The sequence below is a fragment of the Rheinheimera riviphila genome, assembly GCF_004005945.1.
Classification (GTDB): Bacteria; Pseudomonadota; Gammaproteobacteria; order Enterobacterales; family Alteromonadaceae; genus Pararheinheimera; species Pararheinheimera riviphila.
The window spans coordinates 346,259-364,692 of record NZ_SACS01000001.1 but is presented as its reverse complement, the minus strand read 5'-3'; the positions used below and the strand labels follow the sequence as shown (position 1 = coordinate 364,692).

The following is an 18,434-nucleotide window of genomic DNA, read 5'->3' as shown; positions in this document are numbered from 1 at the left end:
GCATTCTTCTTGGCCGGAAGAATGAATATAGCTCGAGCTGATGTAATTTTTGGAGAAACACCGACATGTCTAGAGTATGCCAAATTACTGGTAAAGGTCCGATGGTAGGTAACCGTCGTTCACACGCCAACAACGCAACAAAGCGCCGTTTCCTGCCTAACCTGCAAACTCACCGTTTCTGGGTTGAAAGCGAAAACCGTTTCGTATCTCTGCGCTTAACTACGCGCGCTATGCGTATCATCGATAAAAATGGTATCGATGCAGTTTTAGCAGATCTGCGTAAGCAAGGTCAAAAGGTTTAAGGATTAGAAAATGCGCGATAAAATTCGTTTAGTTTCTACTGCTGGCACTGGCTTTTTTTATACTACTGATAAAAACAAGCGCACCATGCCAGAAAAGATGGAAATCAAAAAGTTCGATCCTAAAGTGCGTAAGCACGTGATTTTCAAAGAAGCGAAAATCAAGTAATCGAATAAGCAAAACCCGGCAACTGCCGGGTTTTGTGTTTATAACGCCTTCAAAACTTCAAAACTTCAAAACTTCAAAACTTCAAAACTTCAAAACTTCAAAACTTCAAAACTTCAAAACTTCAAAACTTCAAAACTTCAAAGAACGTCGCTAGTTGATTTTGGCGCAATGAATTACACTGCAACGGCATGCAATTTTGGGTATTTATCATGGCACTAAGTCGGCGTGGTTGGAATAATGTAATCATTTACAGCGTGTTAGCGATGCTGTTGTTGTTTTATTTTGCGCCAAAACACTTGATGACATTACGGCAGCAGCATTTGCAGTCTTTTAAATTGGTGCCGGATGGTTATGTGCTGGTGCAGTTGCAATTTGATCGCACTGATTTACAGCAGGCAGGTCCGGTCTGGCGTTTTCAGCCGGTGGTGGACGATCGGATCAATCCAGCCGAATTAGCGGATTTGTGGCAACAAACCGAATTAAAACCCTGGCCACAACAGATCGAACTTTCACCTCAGCCAATTCGAAAAGTGGCCGTGCTGCTCGCTGGCGATACCAACGTGTCGCAATGGGCGCTTTATCAAAATGGCAGAGATTTTTATCTTAAAAAACAAGGTTTTGTCGACATATTCCAAGTGACTACATCACAGGCAGACCAACTGATCCCTGCGTCACTAAGTCACACAACTGAAAAACAGAGGCCCTGATGCCAGAATTACCAGAAGTAGAAGTTTCCAGACTCGGCATCACCCCTCACTTGCAGCATCGTCGTTTACAACAAGTCGTGGTGCGGCAACGGCAATTACGTTGGCTGGTGCCTGATGAAATCATCGCACTTCGTGATCAACCGCTGCTTGGTGTTTCAAGACGGGCGAAATACCTGCTGCTGCATTTACCAGCCGGCGATATTTTGATCCATTTAGGCATGTCCGGAAATCTGAAAATGCTGCCAGCGCACACGCCTCCTGGCAAGCACGATCACATCGACTGGCTGCTGGACAATCAAACCTTATTACGACTGAATGACACCCGCCGCTTTGGCGCTGTGTTATGGCAGGCTAAAGGTGAAATTCACCCGATGCTGGTATCACTTGGGCCTGAACCATTAACAGTTGAATTTACCGCTGAACATTTACAGCAGAATTTTAAAAAACGCAGTGCCGCGGTCAAACTGGTGTTGATGGATAACCATGTGGTGGTTGGCGTGGGGAACATTTATGCCAATGAAGCCTTGTTTAAAGCAGCGATTTTGCCGACAAAACCGGCCAAAGAGCTGACGTTGGCGCAATGTGATGTGTTGGTTGCGGTGGTCAAACAAACACTGGCCAGCGCTATCGCCCAAGGTGGCACCACTTTAAAAGACTTCAGCCAGGTTGACGGCAAACCTGGTTACTTTAAACAAGAATTGCTGGTGTACGGCCGCGGTGGTCAACCGTGCCTGCAATGCGGGACGACGCTTACCGAATTAAGACTCGGCCAACGCAGTACGGTCTTTTGCCCGACCTGTCAGCGATAGCTGCCCCGTTTGGGCGGCCATCCCCGCAGCCATCAGAAATCCCGTTTGGCAATCAGCCGCCAGCGCCAACCCGACAGTTCCGGGTTATCCGTGACGGGTTTAGACAAATCAATACTGATGATACTGCCGCGGCTGGCGTGGCTTGGTAACAACCTGACGCCAACACCGTACCCATATAAGGTATCGTTATCGATAGGTGTTGTGCGATCTGGGTTATCCCAGGCGCGGCCGGCATCCACGAATGCGGCTAAGGCAACATCCACCAATTGGTACAAATGCCAGGACGTGATGTAACGATATTCAGTTGAGGCAATAGCCGATTTATTACCTGTTTGATAATAAAGAGGAAAAGCGCGCATGCCATCATCTCCGCCGATGGTAATTCGTTGGTCGCGGAACAAGTTTTTTCCGACATTCCATTGGAACTGGCTGATCCAGACCTGATGATCTGTCAGGTGATAAATATGCCGTAATTGATTACTGAACAGCTGTTGGCTGGCGAGTGCTTTGCCTTCTAATTGGTGATATTCGCTGCGATAAGTCAGCCAGCTGGATGGTGTTAACTGCCAGTTTTTGGCCAGCGTGGCCTGCAGGTTCCAGCCGGTGGTGTAAGCTCCAAGGCCTTGATTTAACTTACCCAGCCGGATGCTGGCTTGCCAGCCAAAGTTAATGTCTTCTACTTTATTAAACTGGAAAAAATTGAACATTTTCTGGTAGTCAGACTGAAACCAGTCCCATCCCAGCCAAATCTGCGATAAATCACGGTCTGCCGGTTGCGGCCGGGTTGAGTCATCGTTGGCTAAGAAATGATGATCATCCAGCGTCACCCCAACATTCAGATGTTGCACCTGATTGTCATAATGACTGATTTTCCAGCCACCGCTGACTTCGGCATAATCGCGATTGCTGCGATATTCATTGTATTCATCACCAAGTTCATACTCACTGATGTCTTTGATTTCTTTAGATAGTTCAAAATTGAATGCCCAATCTGAGCTGATCCGGTAAAAGGGCTTATTCAGCTGAAACTGATAACTTTCACCGTCTGAGTTGTCAGCGTATTGCACCGCAGTTTGCCAGTGACTACCGCCGATATTGGGCGATAAGAACCTGAGCTGATAGCCGTCCCGCTCGCTGTCGTTGAAATATTCGGCCTGCAGTTGATTACCGGTGCCAAGCAGGTTGTCTTCAGCAAAGCCGATATTTGATTTGGTTTCACCACCTTCGTGGCCTAGTGAGATTTTTGGTAACAACGACCAGTTGTCCCAGGTGCTTACTGTTACCACAACACTTTGATTACTTTCACAATACTCTGTCACCTGAACTTCTGCCTGGCGCAGATAACGCCTGCTGCGCAGCAAGCGTTCAGTTTCAGCCAGCACGGCTAAATCCAGGGGTTCGCCTTCACGAAAAAGTACGTCATCGCGGATGGTCGGTTCGGTGGTGATCACATGATATTCATTGGCAAACCGATGAAACCAGACCGTCTGCGGATGACTTAAATCAAAAATATCATGGCGGATAAAGTTTATTTTGCTGATCGTGCGTGCTGAAGATGATGCTGGTAATGGCTGTTGGGGAGCGACTGCAACACAGCCAGTCTCAGCCAGACTCGGACCTGACAGCATTGCGGTGGTACCAAATATGAACATGAGTGTGGATTTTTTCTGTAACATCAGACTTCATCCTCTGAAACTGCGTCTACTAAAAGGCTATCATATCAGTGGCATATCAGTGCCATATACACCTCGGACAATTATATTCAGTCATAACATTGTTGAGTGGGAGTTCCTGCCGCCTGCCATTGCAGCCACGGCATGTAACTACATCATTGTTCGGTCTTTTTCAGCGATTTCAACAAGGTCACCTGCGATTGGCTTAAGATGACCACACTGCCAGGGTACGCTCGTCCTTCCGGATAGTCCCAATCTTTTGGCCGGGCCTCAGCAACTATTTCTTTAAAACTATGGCAAACGCGCGCTGAAGGTGTGGTACCTAACTTCTTTGCATACGCTTTGAGGTAATCTTCCGAAACCCCTTCATTACCCAAGACGCAATACCCTTCCGTCGAATAAATCACTTCATCTGCACTTTCGGCCAGCACTGTATGGCTTGTTAAAAGTCCCAAAGCTATGAATATAAAAAAGCTTTTTGTCATATTAATCCTTTTCTTATCGTGCAGGCCTGAACAGTGGTTCGTTAAAGTTAGCTGATTTTCAGAGTCGCGCCAGTTTCTGCTGGACGCAACTGTGGCGCACCAACTCAGGTTTCCGGTGGTCGACCCATAGTTGCGACCCGCGACAAAAGCCGCTACACTGCCGCGCTCAACCAAGGGGTGCGAAAGCTGAGATGCCGCAAGGCGAACCCTAAGAACCTGATCCGGATCATGCCGGCGGAGGGATGGTGTCTTTGACTTCCTTATACGCGGATGATCCTTCAATCAAATTTGGAGTCGTCTGTCGATGCGTTTAAAACCTGCCGTTCTTGCTTTATCAATCCCCGCTTTTGCTTTATCGATCAACGGTGCCCTGGCTTTTCCTGTTATTGCTGATGTAGTAGACGCGACAGACAACAGCACAGTCATTGAACGCATCTCTATCAAAGGTGATTTCCGCCAAAGTTCGGTGCAGCAAATGTCCGGCAGCCTGGCTGTCGTTTCTGAACAAGACGCTAAACGTCAGGCGTCGCAGCATCTTGATGATTTACTTCAGCAAATTGGCAACGTGAATTTCGCTGCCGGTGCTTCGCGCGGGCGTCATCTGCAGGTTCGGGGCATTGGTGAGCGTAGTGAATTTGTCGATACTATTAATCCGTCGGTTGGGTTATTGGTCGATGGCATCGATTATTCAGTATTGGGTTTGCCTTCACTGCTGGATTTACAGCAACTGGAAGTGTTCCGTGGCCCGGAAGCGACCCGTTTTGGCGCTAATGCTATGGCGGGCATGCTGAATTTTGTGTCGCAAGACCCACAGTTTGAACGGGAAACCAAGCTTGCAGCGACCCTTGCCAACTATCACAGCAGCCAACTGAGCCTGGTCCACAACGACAAAATTTCGGACACCGTCGCCTATCGTATTGCCGCCGAGCATCAATCTTCCGACGGCTTTATCCGGAACGATTATCTAAAGCGTAAAGACACCAACAATATCGATGAAACCCATCTGCATGGCAAAGTGCGTGTGATAGCTTCCGATACGCTGACGCTGGATGTGTTGTTGAACTGGCACGATATCGACAACGGCTACGATGCGTTTTCGCTGGATCGCAATCGGGTCACGCTGTCAGACCAACCAGGTCAGGACCAACAAGATATTAAAGCAGGCGCCTTCAAGGCCAGTTATACCGGTTGGACTGTCGCTGATTCACACACCCAGCTGAGCTTGCTGGACGCCAAATCTGATTATGGTTTTGATGAAGACTGGAGTTTTCAAATTATCCATCCATGGGCCTATTCCACCACTGACCAATATTTACGTGACCGGAAATCCCAGAGCTTTGACCAGCGTTGGCTGGCAAAAGACGGCAGTTGGGTATCGGGCTTTTACGCCAGTGCGCAGCACACTGATCTCACCCGCAACTATGCCGATAATTTTGCCAAGACCGTATCGATGTTTCAAAGTGAGTTAAAGCGCACGAATCTGGCCTGGTATGGCGAATATCAGCAGCAACTTGCCACAGATGTAACTTTAACTGCTGGCGTCCGGGCTGAGCGTTACAACGATGACTATCAGGATTCGAACTTGATCGTACAGCATGGCGACGACTGGATGTGGGGCGGTAAACTCAGCCTGGATTATCAGCTGACGCCACAAGCGCTGATTTACGGTCTGGCGTCACGCGGTTATAAAGTGGGTGGTGTCAACGGTGAAGCGCTGGCCAAAGCTTTGGATCCGGAATTTGCCGATATCGCGGCGCAGCTGCAGCAACGGCCAACTTTTGGTCCGGAAGCGCTGTGGAATACCGAATTTGGCGTCAAAGCCTCGACGGCAGAACAGCAATTGGTGAGTCGCGTTGCCGCCTTTTATATGTGGCGTGATGATATGCAGGTGAATTCCTGGATCAACCGTGGCACCAAGTTTATCGGGTTTCTGGCCAATGCCGGTAGTGGCCGCAACTACGGTCTGGAAATGGAAAACCGCCTGCAAGTTAACCCGGCGCTGGTGTTATTTGCCAACGCCAGCGTGCTGCACAGCGAAATTCGCGACTTTGTGAATGACAAAGGTGTTGATATGACCGGCCGTGAACAAGCACATGCGCCACAACAACAATTCAGTCTGGCGCTGGAATGGCTGGCGACAGACGCACTAACAGTGCATGGTGGGGTTCAACATAAAGCCGCGTATTATTACTCAGACTCGCACCAGGCCCGCTCTGACAATATGAATTTGCTGAATCTGAAGGTCAGTTATCAGCTGGAGCAGCTGGAAGTAGCCGTTTGGAGCCGCAACGCGCTGAATGAAGACTATGGCGTGCGTGGTTTCTATTTTGCTAACGACCCACGGGATGGATATGAAGACCACGTGTACGAGCAATTTGGTGAGCCGCGCCGTATCGGTGTGAGCGCCAGCTATCAGTTTTAAGAGGTGAGTATGCAACTATCGATTGAAATCAGTAAGTATCCGCTGTCGACCGAGTATATTCCGCCGATCCTGGGATTTATCGAGGAGCTGAATCTGCAGCCTGGCTTAACCGTATTGACCAATACCATGAGCACCCAGGTGTTTGGCGAATATGATGCGGTGATGCAGGCATTACAGCATTGCATCCGCTGGTCGTTTGAGCGTTATGGCAAAGTGGTGTTTGTGGTGAAGTTTATTCATGGTGACTTACGGCCATGACGGAGTTGCTGAGTGGTATTGTCAATGGCTGGCAATTGCAGACCAGTCTGGAGTTGATGGCAACGTTAATGGCGTTGTCCTACACCGTACTGGCCATTCGCCATAGTTTATGGTGCTGGCCGGCAGCTTTTGTCAGTACCGTATTAACCTTGCAAATTATGCTGCAATCTCAGCTGTTTACCGATGCGCTATTGCAGTTGTATTATGCCGGTATGGCGATTTATGGTTGGCTGAACTGGCAACGGTTAACCAAACAAAGCCACGGCGTGCCGCAAATCGTCAACGAATGGGGTTGGATGCCACATCTGAAACTCATTGCTGCGACCGGTACCATCGGCTTGGTGATGGGGTATCTGATGGATACCTACACGGAGACCGATTTTGCTTATTTAGGTTCACAAATCAGTTGTTTTGCTGTGGTCAGCACCTGGTTAGTGGCGAAAAAAGTACTGTCAAACTGGTTGTACTGGGTGGTGATTGATGCAGCGTCGATTTATATGTATCTGCAAAAAGATCTGTATTTCTTCAGTGCACTTTTTGTGATTTATACCGTGATAGCCGCGGTGGGGTATCTGGCATGGCGCAGCAGTTATCAACTTCAACAGAGCAACAAATCTGGCATCTGTGTCAGCGGCTAGAGTTTTTTGCCAATCATCAGCCGCTGGCTTTGCAAAAGCTGGCGGCCAGCAGTACCAACGATAATTATTATATTCATACCCAGCGCGGGCATTATTTGCTGCGTCACTATGCGCCTTTTGTCGAAGGTGTCTGCCGGCAGCAGGAACTACGTTGTCAGCACGCAGCTGCAGCCGTAGATGTGGCCCCGGCGCCTTTGTGCCTGAATAATCATCAGCGGATGCTGATCAGCGAGTTTTTGACCCATAGCCGACATTTTGACTGGCAGTTGCATCATGGTGAGTTGTGGCAACTGATTAATAAGCTGGTGAGTTTACACCGCTTAAAAGTGCAAACGCCGGTGCTGGACGCGGTGTTGTATCTGCAGCAGCTGAAAGCAGATATTCCAGCGGCGTCATGGACTGAGGGTGATCATGCTGATTGGCAACGTTTATTGGCTGCCGCAGAGGAATTTGTCAGGCTGCCACAAGATATTGTGTTATGTCATATGGACTTACATAGCGGCAATATTCTGCTGCAACAGCAAAAATTGTGGCTGATTGATTTTGAGTATTGTCAGCTGGCGGACAGTAGTTTTGATTTGGCAGCGTTATCAATTAATTTGGGAATGAGCCGCAGCGAAGAAAGTAAAATGCTGTTGTATTATCTGGAACATCGCGAGCAAGCGACTGCTGCATTGCTGGAAAAGCTGCAGCTGGCGAAGCAGATTTACAGTGGTTTTTGTTGGTTGTGGTACAAAAATCTGCCCAATGGTGCAGCAAAAGCACAACGAGCAAGGGACAAACTGCGGCAGCTGTTGCTGCCGCCTTTTCCCCTTCATCCTTGACGCTGTGAATCGCGCCACAGCATCAATGATTTTGGGGAAATTAACTAAATCCCGCCTAACCGTTCGGCCAGAATCTTGTAGCGTTTTACGTCTTCTTCATCAAACATTGGTTTGCCATTGTCGTCTTTACCTGCGGCAACCAGCAGATTTTCACGTGCCAGCCGTTCTACCCGGATGTCCTGAATGGCCAGAAAAGTGGCGACTTCAGTTACTGTCATTAATGCCATGATCATGTCTCTACGTTATTGAGCTTTATAATATAAGCCTAAATATTTGCTTTTGTGAATAGCTTTGCCGGATTGCACTGAAAAACATCTTGCGGCGACAGCAGCTTATTCTCGCGCATCTGTCGCACACCACTGGTTGAAGTGTTTTAGCTATGTTAACTTTTGATGTCTTTAAAGCAATAATCACATGAAGCAATGTTGAAGAGAATCCATGATGACCAAAATAATTCCAACTTTAAGCTGCAGCATTCTGATGCTCAGTAGTTTACAGCTCGCTGCGGCACCACAAGGCGCGGCACCTATTGCCGAGATGAAACCTTACACCGTTAAATCTGCCAACGGTGACCGGCAGGACCCGTACTACTGGCTGCGGGACGATAAACGCGAGGCGCCGGAAGTCTTGTCTTACCTGAATGCAGAAAATAAGTATTATCAGCAATATGCCGATCAATATCAGGCATTGAGTAAACAACTGGCAGACGAAATCATCGGCCGGATTAAACAGGATGACAGCACAGTGCCTGCGGTCAAAGGCGACTATTCCTACTACAGTCGTTTTGAAACCGGTCAACAGTACCCGATTTATGCCCGTAAACCTGCCAAAGGTGGCGCCGAGCAGATTATGCTTGATGTGAACAAAATGGCGGCTGGCAAAGATTTTTATCAGGTTGCCAATTATCAGGTGAGCCCGGATCAGCAACTACTGGCTTATGCCGAAGATACCACCGGTCGTCGTAACTACAATGTGAAAATCCGTGATTTACGTACCGGCAAAGACTTACCTGACGTGCTGAGCGGTATTGATTCATCGATCGCCTGGTCGGCTGACAGCAAACAGCTGTTTTTTATCGAAAAAGATAAACAAACGCTGCTCGGCAATAAAGTCCTTCGCCATACCTTGGGTAAAGACGTCGCTAGCAGCGAATTATTGTACGAAGAAAAAGACACCAGTTTTTATATGGGCGTTGGCAATACCGACGACAATCAATATGTGCTGATTTGGCTTGGTAGCACCGTGTCCAACGAAATGCTGGTGCTGAAAAGCTCAGATAAAAGCGGTAAATTTGCGTCTATTGCGCCGCGTCAGCGTGATTTTAAATATGAAGTCGACCATTTGGGCGATCGCTGGATCATCAAAACCGACTGGCAAGCACCGAATTTCCGTTTGATGAGCGTCAAAGACAACGAGATTGGTGATCGGAGCCGTTGGCAGCCGTTGCTGGCGCACGACCCGAAAGTGTTTATTGATTCATTTCAGTTGTTTACCGACTATCTGGCGATTAATGAAGTCAGCGATGGTTTAAACCGGGTCCGGATCATGCCGTGGCGTGACTTAAGCAAAGCCCAATATCTGGCCTCAGATGAACCGGCTTATGTCGCAAGAACGGACAATAATCCGCAGCAAAACACCGCTTGGCTGCGCTATAGCTATACCTCGTTAACCACGCCGCCTTCTATTTATGAAGTGCATATGCAAACCGGTGAAAAACGCTTACTGAAAGAGCAGCAAGTGTTAGGTGGTTTTGATAAAACGCAATATCAAACCGAACGACTGTGGGCGACTGCCGCGGACGGCACCAAAATTCCGGTCAGCCTGCTGTACAAAAAAGGCCTGAAAAAAGACGGTACTGCACCACTTTATCAATATGCCTACGGCTCTTACGGTAGCTCGACCAGTCCATCGTTCCGCTCCAGCGTGTTGTCGCTGGTTGACCGTGGTTTTGTCTACGCTATTGCCCACATCCGTGGTGGACAGGAAATGGGCCGCGATTGGTACGAAAATGGCAAGTTACTGAAAAAAATTAATACCTTCACCGATTTTATCGCAGTGACTGATTATCTGGTGGCAGAAAAATACGCCGCTCAAGATAAAGTGTTTGCGATGGGCGGTAGTGCCGGTGGTTTGCTGATGGGTGCGATTGCCAATATGGCGCCGGAAAAATACCGTGGTCTGGCGGCGCATGTACCTTTTGTGGATGTGGTAACCACCATGCTGGACGAGTCTATCCCGCTGACCACCAACGAATTTGACGAGTGGGGCAATCCGAAGCAAAAGCAGTATTACGACTATATGTTGTCCTATTCGCCTTATGATCAGGTGAAAAAACAAAGTTATCCGGCCATTCTGGTGACGACCGGTCTGCACGATTCACAAGTGCAGTACTTTGAGCCGGCGAAATGGGTTGCCAAGCTGCGGACTCATAAAACCGATAAAAACCCACTGTTGTTCAGAACCAATATGGAAGCCGGTCATGGCGGTAAATCAGGTCGTTTCTCGCGGATGATTGAAGTCGCTGACGAGTATGCCTTTGTGTTGTCGCTCCTTAATCAAAAGTAACGCCCCTTCAATCACTGCTGGTCGAGCGGATTTGCGTTCTTAAATCCGCTTCACCAGTAGAATTTTCAGGCTGGCAACAGCAGTTTTACAGTTGCCAGCAACCCATTTATTCCAGCCATGGAAATCTGCCGTGTTTTCCAGTTGTTTAACGGTTTAAAGCAAAATCTTCATCGACCTAACATAGACAATTTGTTTTCGACTCGGTATAAGAACCTGACATAGATAGCATTTTTTGGCGTGTTTTCATTTTTTACGCTGATCAAACTCATACACTTTTGTGAAGGTACGCTATCTTTGAACGGTCAGAACTGCTTCTGCACGCCGATTATTCGATAATAAAAACTGTGGGTACAAGGTATGAAAGCATCAGGCATGGCGCTCGCCATTTATACAAATTTCCTTGGACAGTCACCAAATTGGTACAAACTGACCATCATCGCGTTTTTGTTTATCAATCCAATTGTCTTTATTAATCAGCCTTATCTCGCTGGATGGTTATTAGTAATTGAGTTCATTTTTACGCTGGCGATGGCATTAAAATGTTACCCACTGCAACCCGGCGGATTAATAACGCTGCAGGCAATTGCGATGGGAATGACAAGTACCGCAAAAGTAATGCACGAAGTAACGGTCAATGTTGAGGTTATTTTGCTGCTGGTGTTTATGGTGGCCGGTATTCACTTCGTCAAAGACTTGCTGTTGTTTGTATTCACTAAATTACTGATCAGGGTACGCTCTAAAATTGGCATTTCGCTGGCATTTGCCTTTATGTCGGCATTTTTATCCGCTTTTTTGGATGCCTTAACCGTTGTCGCGGTGATTATTGCGGTGGTGGTTGGCTTTTATGCGATTTACCATAAAATTTCGTCCGGTAAAGGTTTTGTTGATCAACATGACCCCAGCGCAGACAACGAAGTTGCTGAACTGTCGCGCAGCGATTTAGACGCATTTCGCGGATTTTTACGTAATTTGTTGATGCATGCCGGGGTTGGTACTGCTTTGGGCGGGGTGTCGACGATGGTTGGCGAGCCACAAAACCTGATTATCGCTGCTGCAGTTGGTTGGGACTTTGCTGAATTTGCTTTACGGATGGCTGCAGTGTCTGCTCCGGTGCTGATTGCCGGCTTACTCACGACAGTGGCAGTTGAAAAATTTAAGCTGTTTGATTTTGGTATCAAACTTCCTGAGGCCGTGCAGGATGTGTTAATTGCCTATGACAACTATCAAACTGCCAAACTGACCACCAATGATGTAGCGAAGTTATGGGTGCAAGGTATTATTGCCGTGCTGCTGATCCTGTGTCTGAGCCTGCATATCGCGTCTGTCGGTTTAATTGGTCTGATGGTGATTGTGCTGGCCACCACCTTTTGTGGGGTCACTGACGAGCATGCAATTGGCAATGCTTTTAAAGAAGCGTTGCCGTTTACCGCGTTACTGGTGGTTTTTTTCGCTGTGGTTGCGGTGATTATCGACCAGCATTTGTTTACGCCGGTGATTAGCTGGGTACTGACCTTTGACGGTCAACAGCAATTGGCCGTGTTATTTCTGGCAAATGGCTTGTTGTCGACGGTCAGTGACAACGTATTTGTGGGTACGGTTTATATCAACGAAGTCAAAGCCGCCTGGGAAGCAGGAAAAATCTCACGGGAGCAATTTGAGTTACTGGCGATTGCCATTAACACCGGGACTAATTTGCCAAGCGTGGCGACGCCCAATGGGCAAGCGGCATTTCTGTTTTTGTTAACCAGTGCTCTGGCGCCGTTGATCAGATTGTCTTATGTCAAAATGGTGTGGATGGCGTTGCCATACACTATCGTGTTAACCATTGTTGGTTTGTTCTGTACGGCTGTGGTACTGCCGGAAGCGACCCAATGGTTGTATCAAATGGGCTGGATTGAACATTATGTGCCAGGTGCTGCTGGCAGCGTCGGCCATTAAAAATGGCGATAGCCGGGCGTTTTATCCTGTAAAACGCCCTGTCTATCGGTTAAGAGGTTTAAAACCAACCTAACAAAGGCCATATAATTTTCTGCTGTATTCAGGGTTGATCCTGATCTATTAAATGATTCATCAACCGCTACCATCCATTGAACCGCTGAACAGTGCCCAAGGTTCACAGTACAGAGGAACCAAATTTGTGATGACCTTGTTTTGGATCTTGTTAATGCCGTTATTTGGCTGCCTGATGGCGTTAGCTGCCAGGCCCTGGTCGCGTAGTTATCAGGCGTTGGCTGTTGCGTTGTTTCCGGCGTTGGCGCTGGCGTTATTGGTGCCGCTGATCCCTGCTGTGCTGGCCGGTGAAGTCATTCGTTATGGTTTTACGTGGTTACCGCTACTAGGTCTGAATTTCAGTTTGCAACTGGATGGACTGTCGCTGTTATTCACGTTACTGATCCTCGGCATTGGTCTACTGGTTATTTTGTACGCCCGTTATTATTTGTCAGCACGGGATTCGATGCCGCGTTTTTACGCCTTTTTGCTGCTGTTTATGCTGGCGATGCTGGGCATTGTGTTGTCCGGTAATTTGTTGCAGATGTGGTTTTTCTGGGAACTGACCAGTATCAGTTCGTTTTTACTGATTAGCTATTGGTCGCATCAGCCGGACGCCCGCAAAGGCGCGCGGATGGCGTTAACGGTCACGGCGGCCGGTGGTTTGGCACTACTGGCTGGTATTTTGCTGATCGGTCAGATTTTAGGCAGTTACGAGTTATCTGAAATACTCCCGCAAACAGCGACATTGCAGCAGCACGCAGTTTATCCGGTGGTGTTATTGCTGGTGTTGCTGGGTGCTTTTACCAAATCGGCGCAGTTTCCATTTCATTTTTGGTTGCCTAATGCCATGGCTGCACCCACGCCGGTTAGTGCTTATTTGCATTCAGCGACGATGGTCAAAGCCGGGATTTTTCTGTTGGCGCGGTTGTATCCGTTGTTGTCGGGGACCGAGTTATGGTTTTTAACCGTCACCCTGACGGGTTTATCCACCTTGTTGGTCGGCGCGTATTTTGCGTTGTTCCAACACGATATTAAAGGTTTACTGGCCTATTCCACCATTTCGCATTTAGGTTTAATCACGCTGCTATTAGGGCTGGATACCGATCTCGCCGCGGTTGCTGCGATTTTTCACATCATCAACCATGCCATTTTTAAAGCGTCTTTGTTTATGACCGCCGGCATTATTGACCATGAAACCGGCTCGCGGGATATGCGAAAGATCAACGGTTTATGGGGTTTTATGCCGGTCACCGCCACACTCGCGATGGTCGCTTCTGCGTCGATGGCTGGGGTTCCTTTACTCAACGGATTTTTATCCAAAGAAATGTTCTTTACCCAAACCCTGCATCAAGGTGTGCTGGGTTCGTTAAGTTGGCTGATCCCGGTGCTGGCGACGGTGGCGGCGATATTTGCGGTCGCTTATTCAGCGCGTTTTATTCACGATGTATTTTTTAATGGCCAGCCGATTGGGCTGACCAAAACTCCCCACGAACCACCGCGGTATATGCGGGTGCCAATGGAAATTCTGGTGGCGCTTTGTGTGCTGGTTGGGGTGTTCCCGGAACTGATCATTGGCAGTTTGCTACAACAAGCCGCAGTAGCGGTACTGGCGGCGCCGCCACCGGCTTATAGTCTGGCGATTTGGCATGGTTTCAATGTGCCGTTGCTGATGAGTGTGGTGGCTTTGGTCGGTGGCATTCTGTTATATATCAACCGCAAAGCTTTGTTTATGTTTCAGGCAGGGTTTAATGAAACCAAAGCCATTTACCGGTTTGAGGCTTTTATTCAGCGGCTGGTGCGGCGCTGTCGCCATAGTATTGAAAAAATCGAAAACGGGTCATTTCAGCGTTACATCTTATTGTTATTACTAGCCTTGCTGGCTTTGGCTGGTGCGCCTTTGTTAGAGCTGCAACAACTACGTGGCCAACGTGCGGCTTTGCCATTCGACGCCATGGTCGTCGTTGGCGCTATTTTGCTGTTGGTGGCGGCTGTGGCAACCGTATTGCTGGTACGACAACGGTTGTTGGCGCTGGTGATGATCTCTGTGGTTGGCTTGATGGTCAGTCTGGCGTTTGTGCGCTTTTCGGCACCGGATCTGGCGTTAACGCAGCTCTCGGTCGAAGTGGTGACGGTGGTGCTGTTGATGCTGGCGCTGTATTTCTTGCCGCATAAGTCAGTGAAACAATCGAGCTCCGGGCATTTGGTGCGTGATTTTACGCTGGCGTCAGCCATTGGGGTGGTGGTCGGTAGCCTGGCTTACGCCATGATGACCCATGATGCAGCTTCCATTTCCAGCTATTTCCTGCAAAACGCTAAATCTGGTGGTGGCGGTACCAATGTGGTGAATGTGATCCTGGTTGATTTCCGTGGTTTTGACACCTTGGGCGAAATCACCGTGCTTGGCATTGCGGCGCTGGGTATTCTGAAATTACTGACCGGCATTCCGCGGTTTATGGCAAGCGCCGATGGCGAAGGGCGGTTGTGGTCCAAAGATCGCCATCCATTGCTGTTAGCGGTGATTTCACAGGCGTTGTTGCCGCTGGCGTTGATAGTGTCGGTGTATATCTTTTTCCGTGGCCACAATTTACCGGGTGGCGGTTTTGTCGCAGGCCTGATCACCGCGGTAGCGATGATTTTACAGTACGTGGCCAAGGGCGTGGATTGGGTCAAGCCGAGGCTGAAAGTGGAGTATTCCACCTTAATTGCCGTTGGTATTTTACTGGCGACGGTCACGGGTCTCGCCAGCTGGCTGTTCGACCGGCCGTTCCTGACGTCCTGGTTTGATTATTTTGAGCTGCCGCTGATTGGGCAAATTGAGCTGGCCAGCGCCATTGCTTTTGATTTAGGGGTGTATTTAACCGTGGTCGGCGCCAGCCTGCTGATTTTGGCCAACCTTGGCAAAATCACTACCCGCTACCGCCCGGTGCATAATCCCGTGCAGAAGGAACCATCATGATGGAACTGTTGATGTCGATTGTGATTGGCGTCTTAACCGCTTGTGGCGTGCTGATGCTGCTGCGGGCCCGTACTTTTGCGGTGATGCTGGGCTTAACTATGTTGTCCTATGCGGTGAATCTGTTTATTTTTGTCAGTGGCGGTTTAACTGCCGGTAAAGGTGCGGTGTTGGGGCGTTCTGACATTTACAGCGATCCGCTACCGCAAGCCTTGGTATTGACTGCAATTGTGATTGGTTTTGCGATGACCGCTTTTCTGGTGATCCTGGCCATTCGCGCCCGGGCGGATCTGGGCAATGACCATGTCGACGGCAACAGCGGCAAATCACAGGAGGACAGCGCATGATGCAACATCTGCCCATTCTTCCTATCTTAGTGCCATTGCTGAGCGCGGCGCTGTTGTTACTACCACCTTTTCAGGCGAAGTTATCGCGCCAGCGCTGGTTTAGCGGTGCGGGTTTGCTGTTATTGCTGGTGATCAGTGTGTTGGGGCTGGTCGAAAGCTCGACCGGAGCCAGCAGTTTTTACTTATTAGGCAATTGGCCACAACCTTTTGGCATTGTGCTGGTGCACGACCGGCTGGCGGCGATGTTTGTGCTGCTGGCGGCGGTGCTGGCGCTGGCAGCCTGGTTGTTTAGTCTGGGCGGCGAAGATGGTCTGGGCGCATTTTATCACCCGCTACTGCATTTTTTGCTGATGGGGATCAACGGGGCTTTTCTGACCGGCGATTTATTTAACCTGTTTGTGTTTTTTGAAGTGCTGCTGATTTCGTCTTATGGCTTGTTAATGCATGGTGGTGGCAAAGCCAGGGCACGGGCTGGTTTACATTATGTGTTGCTGAATTTAGCCGGTTCTGCGGTATTTTTACTGGCGCTGGCCTTGTTGTACGCAGTGCTTGGTACTTTAAACATCGCCGATATGGCGCTGCGGATCAGTCAGCTGGAGCCGTCACAGCTGTTGTTAGTGAAGGCTGCCGCCGGTATGTTATTGCTGGTGTTTGGTCTGAAAGCCGCCGTTTTACCGCTACATTTCTGGTTACCTTCGGCTTATTCATCAGCAGCACCGGCAGTGGCGGCGATGTTTGCGGTGATGACCAAAATTGGCGTTTATTGTTTGTTGCGGGTGTTTGGCACCTTGTTTGCTGATCCCGGCACGCCACTGCATGATTTTGGTCAGCAACTTCTGTGGCTGGCAGGTTTGGCAACTTTGCTTCTGGCCGCGATTGGCGTGGTGGCGGCGCAAAGTCTGAAAAAACTGGTGGCCTATCTGGTGCTGGTGTCGGTTGGCAGTTTAATCAGTGTGCTGGCGATTGGCACTGTGCCTGCAATCGCAGCGGTCCTTTATTATTGCCTGCACTCAACGTTGATTGCGGCAGCGCTGTTTTTACTGGCAGATGTCATTGCACAGCAGCGGGGAACCGTCGCGGATCGTCTGGTCTCGGGCAGGCCGTTGCAACAACCGCTGTTGCTCGGGACTTTATTTATTGTGGCGGCTTTGGCGGTCGTTGGCATGCCGCCGTTATCGGGTTTTGTTGGCAAAATCTGGTTATTACAAGCGGCGACCGGGACTGCTGATAAAGTCGCGCTCTGGTCGGTGCTATTGTGCAGCAGCCTATTGGTACTCATCGCATTAACCCGCGCCGGTAGTACTTTGTTCTGGCGTCTGAACCGGCAACAGGCTGGCGCTGAAAGCGTTGGGCACATGCAGCTTGGTGCTGTGGTCGGCTTACTGCTGTGTAGCCCTTTGCTGGTGATTTTTGGGGATGCGGTGATGCATTTTTGTCTGGCGACAGCGCAGCAGCTAGAGATGCCGCTGGTTGCGATCACTGCAGGAGGTAACCATTGATGGCAAGCTGGACTCACAAACTCATCCCAACCCCGGCCCGCAGCGTGATGTTATTTGTGGTGTGGCTGTTGTTAAACAACAGTGTCGCGCCGGTGCATCTGCTGGCAGCAACCATATTGGCTTTGGCGATCCCTTTAATCACGGCCAGTTTTCGGGACAAGCAAACACCTTTTATCCAGTGGCGATTAGCATTTTGGTATTTGCTGAAAGTGCTTGGCGATATTGTGCTGGCTAATGTGCAGGTGATCCGGATTGTGCTGGGGCCTAACCGGCTGCTCAGGCCTGGCTTTGTAATGGTTCCGCTTGAGTTACGTGGAGCTTTACCGTTGTCTATTCTGGCGTGCACGGTGTCGCTGACGCCCGGCACCGTCAGCGCCGAAATCTTGCCTTATCAACATGATCCGGATGAAGATGTCGGTGAGCGTTTCCTGCTGATCCATGTGCTTGATTTGAGCGATGAGGCTGCGCTTATCCAGGAAATTAAACAACGTTATGAGCAACCGTTACAGGAGATGTTCGGATGTTAACGCAAATTGTGTTGGTGGCGATGTTATTGATTGGCCTGAGTTTACTGCTGAATTTGTGGAGCTTATTACGCGGCTCCAGCATGCCGGACCGGTTATTGGCTTTGGACACCATGTACATTAACAGCATCGCTTTATTGCTGTGTTACGGTATTTACGGTGCCAGCAATTTACATTTTGAAGCGGCGCTGCTGATTGCGATGCTGGGATTTGTCAGTACGGTGGCGGTGTGCAAATTTATGTCGCGTGGCGATATCATTGAATAAGGGC

At 49.1% G+C, this 18,434-nt stretch carries 18 protein-coding genes and 1 riboswitch; of the genes, 15 read left to right on the top strand and 3 right to left on the bottom strand.

Features of this window, described 5'->3' with window-relative positions; translation table 11 throughout:
• The first annotated feature begins 65 nt into the window (after positions 1-65).
• The 4 genes from rpmB to mutM all read left to right on the top strand — a co-directional run bounded on the left by rpmB (position 66) and on the right by mutM (position 1,984).
• The gene (rpmB, locus tag EOE67_RS01560) at positions 66-302 is read left to right on the top strand and encodes a 50S ribosomal protein L28 (protein ID WP_068067773.1); all 237 of its coding nucleotides are present in this window, start codon (positions 66-68) and stop codon (positions 300-302) included.
• 10 nt (positions 303-312) lie between these two features.
• Complete coding sequence (rpmG, locus tag EOE67_RS01555) at positions 313-468, top strand: 50S ribosomal protein L33 (RefSeq protein WP_068067767.1); 156 nt, start codon at positions 313-315, stop codon at positions 466-468.
• 209 nt (positions 469-677) lie between these two features.
• A complete protein-coding gene (locus EOE67_RS01550; protein ID WP_127697285.1) occupies positions 678-1,175 on the top strand; it encodes a hypothetical protein in 498 nt (165 codons plus the stop codon).
• Positions 1,175-1,984: a bifunctional DNA-formamidopyrimidine glycosylase/DNA-(apurinic or apyrimidinic site) lyase gene (gene mutM, locus EOE67_RS01545; protein WP_127697284.1), complete on the top strand. Its 810-nt coding sequence runs from the start codon at positions 1,175-1,177 to the stop codon at positions 1,982-1,984. The genes EOE67_RS01550 and mutM overlap by 1 nt, the downstream gene beginning before the upstream one ends.
• Positions 1,985-2,016: 32 nt before the next feature.
• On the opposite strand, the gene EOE67_RS01540 is transcribed toward mutM, so the two are convergent.
• Complete coding sequence (locus EOE67_RS01540; protein WP_127697283.1) at positions 2,017-3,660, bottom strand: BamA/TamA family outer membrane protein; 1,644 nt, start codon at positions 3,658-3,660, stop codon at positions 2,017-2,019.
• A 152-nt stretch (positions 3,661-3,812) separates the two neighbouring features.
• On the bottom strand, positions 3,813-4,142 hold the full coding sequence (locus tag EOE67_RS01535) for a hypothetical protein (protein ID WP_127697282.1): 330 nt from the start codon (positions 4,140-4,142) through the stop codon (positions 3,813-3,815).
• Between the two features lie 163 nt (positions 4,143-4,305).
• A riboswitch (TPP riboswitch) is annotated at positions 4,306-4,402 on the top strand.
• 44 nt (positions 4,403-4,446) lie between these two features.
• Between EOE67_RS01535 and EOE67_RS01530 the strand changes: the two genes are divergently transcribed.
• From EOE67_RS01530 to EOE67_RS01515, 4 genes are read left to right on the top strand one after another with little or no spacing between them, the layout of a single operon-like run.
• Positions 4,447-6,564: a TonB-dependent receptor gene (locus EOE67_RS01530; RefSeq protein ID WP_127697281.1), complete on the top strand. Its 2,118-nt coding sequence runs from the start codon at positions 4,447-4,449 to the stop codon at positions 6,562-6,564.
• A gap of 9 nt (positions 6,565-6,573) precedes the next feature.
• The gene (locus EOE67_RS01525) at positions 6,574-6,822 is read left to right on the top strand and encodes a hypothetical protein (protein WP_127697280.1); all 249 of its coding nucleotides are present in this window, start codon (positions 6,574-6,576) and stop codon (positions 6,820-6,822) included.
• Complete coding sequence (gene pnuC / locus EOE67_RS01520) at positions 6,819-7,460, top strand: nicotinamide riboside transporter PnuC (protein WP_127697279.1); 642 nt, start codon at positions 6,819-6,821, stop codon at positions 7,458-7,460. Before EOE67_RS01525 ends, pnuC begins: the two co-directional genes overlap by 4 nt.
• A complete protein-coding gene (locus tag EOE67_RS01515; protein WP_127697278.1) occupies positions 7,400-8,284 on the top strand; it encodes a phosphotransferase family protein in 885 nt (294 codons plus the stop codon). Before pnuC ends, EOE67_RS01515 begins: the two co-directional genes overlap by 61 nt.
• A gap of 44 nt (positions 8,285-8,328) precedes the next feature.
• On the opposite strand, the gene EOE67_RS01510 is transcribed toward EOE67_RS01515, so the two are convergent.
• Positions 8,329-8,511: a helix-turn-helix domain-containing protein gene (locus tag EOE67_RS01510; protein ID WP_068068185.1), complete on the bottom strand. Its 183-nt coding sequence runs from the start codon at positions 8,509-8,511 to the stop codon at positions 8,329-8,331.
• 211 nt (positions 8,512-8,722) lie between these two features.
• Here EOE67_RS01510 and EOE67_RS01505 point away from each other — a divergent pair, with 211 nt between their 5' ends.
• The 7 genes from EOE67_RS01505 (at position 8,723) to EOE67_RS01475 (ending at position 18,430) form a co-directional block, all read left to right on the top strand.
• The gene (locus tag EOE67_RS01505) at positions 8,723-10,849 is read left to right on the top strand and encodes a S9 family peptidase (RefSeq protein ID WP_240652669.1); all 2,127 of its coding nucleotides are present in this window, start codon (positions 8,723-8,725) and stop codon (positions 10,847-10,849) included.
• A 357-nt stretch (positions 10,850-11,206) separates the two neighbouring features.
• Positions 11,207-12,787, top strand: coding sequence for a sodium/proton antiporter NhaB (nhaB, locus tag EOE67_RS01500; protein ID WP_127697277.1), 1,581 nt, complete (start codon positions 11,207-11,209; stop codon positions 12,785-12,787).
• A 202-nt stretch (positions 12,788-12,989) separates the two neighbouring features.
• Complete coding sequence (locus tag EOE67_RS01495; protein WP_127697458.1) at positions 12,990-15,797, top strand: monovalent cation/H+ antiporter subunit A; 2,808 nt, start codon at positions 12,990-12,992, stop codon at positions 15,795-15,797.
• On the top strand, positions 15,797-16,141 hold the full coding sequence (locus EOE67_RS01490) for a Na+/H+ antiporter subunit C (RefSeq protein ID WP_127697457.1): 345 nt from the start codon (positions 15,797-15,799) through the stop codon (positions 16,139-16,141). The genes EOE67_RS01495 and EOE67_RS01490 overlap by 1 nt, the downstream gene beginning before the upstream one ends.
• Entirely contained in the window at positions 16,138-17,640 is a 1,503-nt protein-coding gene (locus EOE67_RS01485; RefSeq protein WP_127697276.1) for a monovalent cation/H+ antiporter subunit D, read from the top strand. The genes EOE67_RS01490 and EOE67_RS01485 overlap by 4 nt, the downstream gene beginning before the upstream one ends.
• Positions 17,640-18,167 carry a Na+/H+ antiporter subunit E gene (locus EOE67_RS01480; protein ID WP_127697275.1) on the top strand — a complete coding sequence of 176 codons (528 nt, stop codon included), beginning with the start codon at positions 17,640-17,642 and terminating at the stop codon, positions 18,165-18,167. The genes EOE67_RS01485 and EOE67_RS01480 overlap by 1 nt, the downstream gene beginning before the upstream one ends.
• Positions 18,161-18,430 carry a K+/H+ antiporter subunit F gene (locus EOE67_RS01475; protein ID WP_127697274.1) on the top strand — a complete coding sequence of 90 codons (270 nt, stop codon included), beginning with the start codon at positions 18,161-18,163 and terminating at the stop codon, positions 18,428-18,430. The genes EOE67_RS01480 and EOE67_RS01475 overlap by 7 nt, the downstream gene beginning before the upstream one ends.
• The last annotated feature ends 4 nt before the right edge of the window (positions 18,431-18,434 follow it).

What these genes read in the sequence shown, in the direction of transcription:
- EOE67_RS01475 (WP_127697274.1), top strand. Translation starts at nt 18,161, where the DNA reads ATGTTAACGCAAATTGTGTTGGTGGCGATGTTATTGATTGGCCTGAGT.
- mutM (WP_127697284.1), top strand. Translation starts at nt 1,175, where the DNA reads ATGCCAGAATTACCAGAAGTAGAAGTTTCCAGACTCGGCATCACCCCT.
- rpmG (WP_068067767.1), top strand. Translation starts at nt 313, where the DNA reads ATGCGCGATAAAATTCGTTTAGTTTCTACTGCTGGCACTGGCTTTTTT.
- EOE67_RS01505 (WP_240652669.1), top strand. Translation starts at nt 8,723, where the DNA reads ATGATGACCAAAATAATTCCAACTTTAAGCTGCAGCATTCTGATGCTC.
- EOE67_RS01550 (WP_127697285.1), top strand. Translation starts at nt 678, where the DNA reads ATGGCACTAAGTCGGCGTGGTTGGAATAATGTAATCATTTACAGCGTG.
- EOE67_RS01540 (WP_127697283.1), bottom strand. Translation starts at nt 3,660, where the DNA reads ATGTTACAGAAAAAATCCACACTCATGTTCATATTTGGTACCACCGCA.
- EOE67_RS01480 (WP_127697275.1), top strand. Translation starts at nt 17,640, where the DNA reads ATGGCAAGCTGGACTCACAAACTCATCCCAACCCCGGCCCGCAGCGTG.
- EOE67_RS01530 (WP_127697281.1), top strand. Translation starts at nt 4,447, where the DNA reads ATGCGTTTAAAACCTGCCGTTCTTGCTTTATCAATCCCCGCTTTTGCT.
- EOE67_RS01515 (WP_127697278.1), top strand. Translation starts at nt 7,400, where the DNA reads ATGGCGCAGCAGTTATCAACTTCAACAGAGCAACAAATCTGGCATCTG.
- EOE67_RS01490 (WP_127697457.1), top strand. Translation starts at nt 15,797, where the DNA reads ATGGAACTGTTGATGTCGATTGTGATTGGCGTCTTAACCGCTTGTGGC.
- EOE67_RS01510 (WP_068068185.1), bottom strand. Translation starts at nt 8,511, where the DNA reads ATGGCATTAATGACAGTAACTGAAGTCGCCACTTTTCTGGCCATTCAG.
- nhaB (WP_127697277.1), top strand. Translation starts at nt 11,207, where the DNA reads ATGAAAGCATCAGGCATGGCGCTCGCCATTTATACAAATTTCCTTGGA.
- pnuC (WP_127697279.1), top strand. Translation starts at nt 6,819, where the DNA reads ATGACGGAGTTGCTGAGTGGTATTGTCAATGGCTGGCAATTGCAGACC.
- EOE67_RS01495 (WP_127697458.1), top strand. Translation starts at nt 12,990, where the DNA reads ATGACCTTGTTTTGGATCTTGTTAATGCCGTTATTTGGCTGCCTGATG.
- EOE67_RS01535 (WP_127697282.1), bottom strand. Translation starts at nt 4,142, where the DNA reads ATGACAAAAAGCTTTTTTATATTCATAGCTTTGGGACTTTTAACAAGC.
- EOE67_RS01525 (WP_127697280.1), top strand. Translation starts at nt 6,574, where the DNA reads ATGCAACTATCGATTGAAATCAGTAAGTATCCGCTGTCGACCGAGTAT.
- rpmB (WP_068067773.1), top strand. Translation starts at nt 66, where the DNA reads ATGTCTAGAGTATGCCAAATTACTGGTAAAGGTCCGATGGTAGGTAAC.
- EOE67_RS01485 (WP_127697276.1), top strand. Translation starts at nt 16,138, where the DNA reads ATGATGCAACATCTGCCCATTCTTCCTATCTTAGTGCCATTGCTGAGC.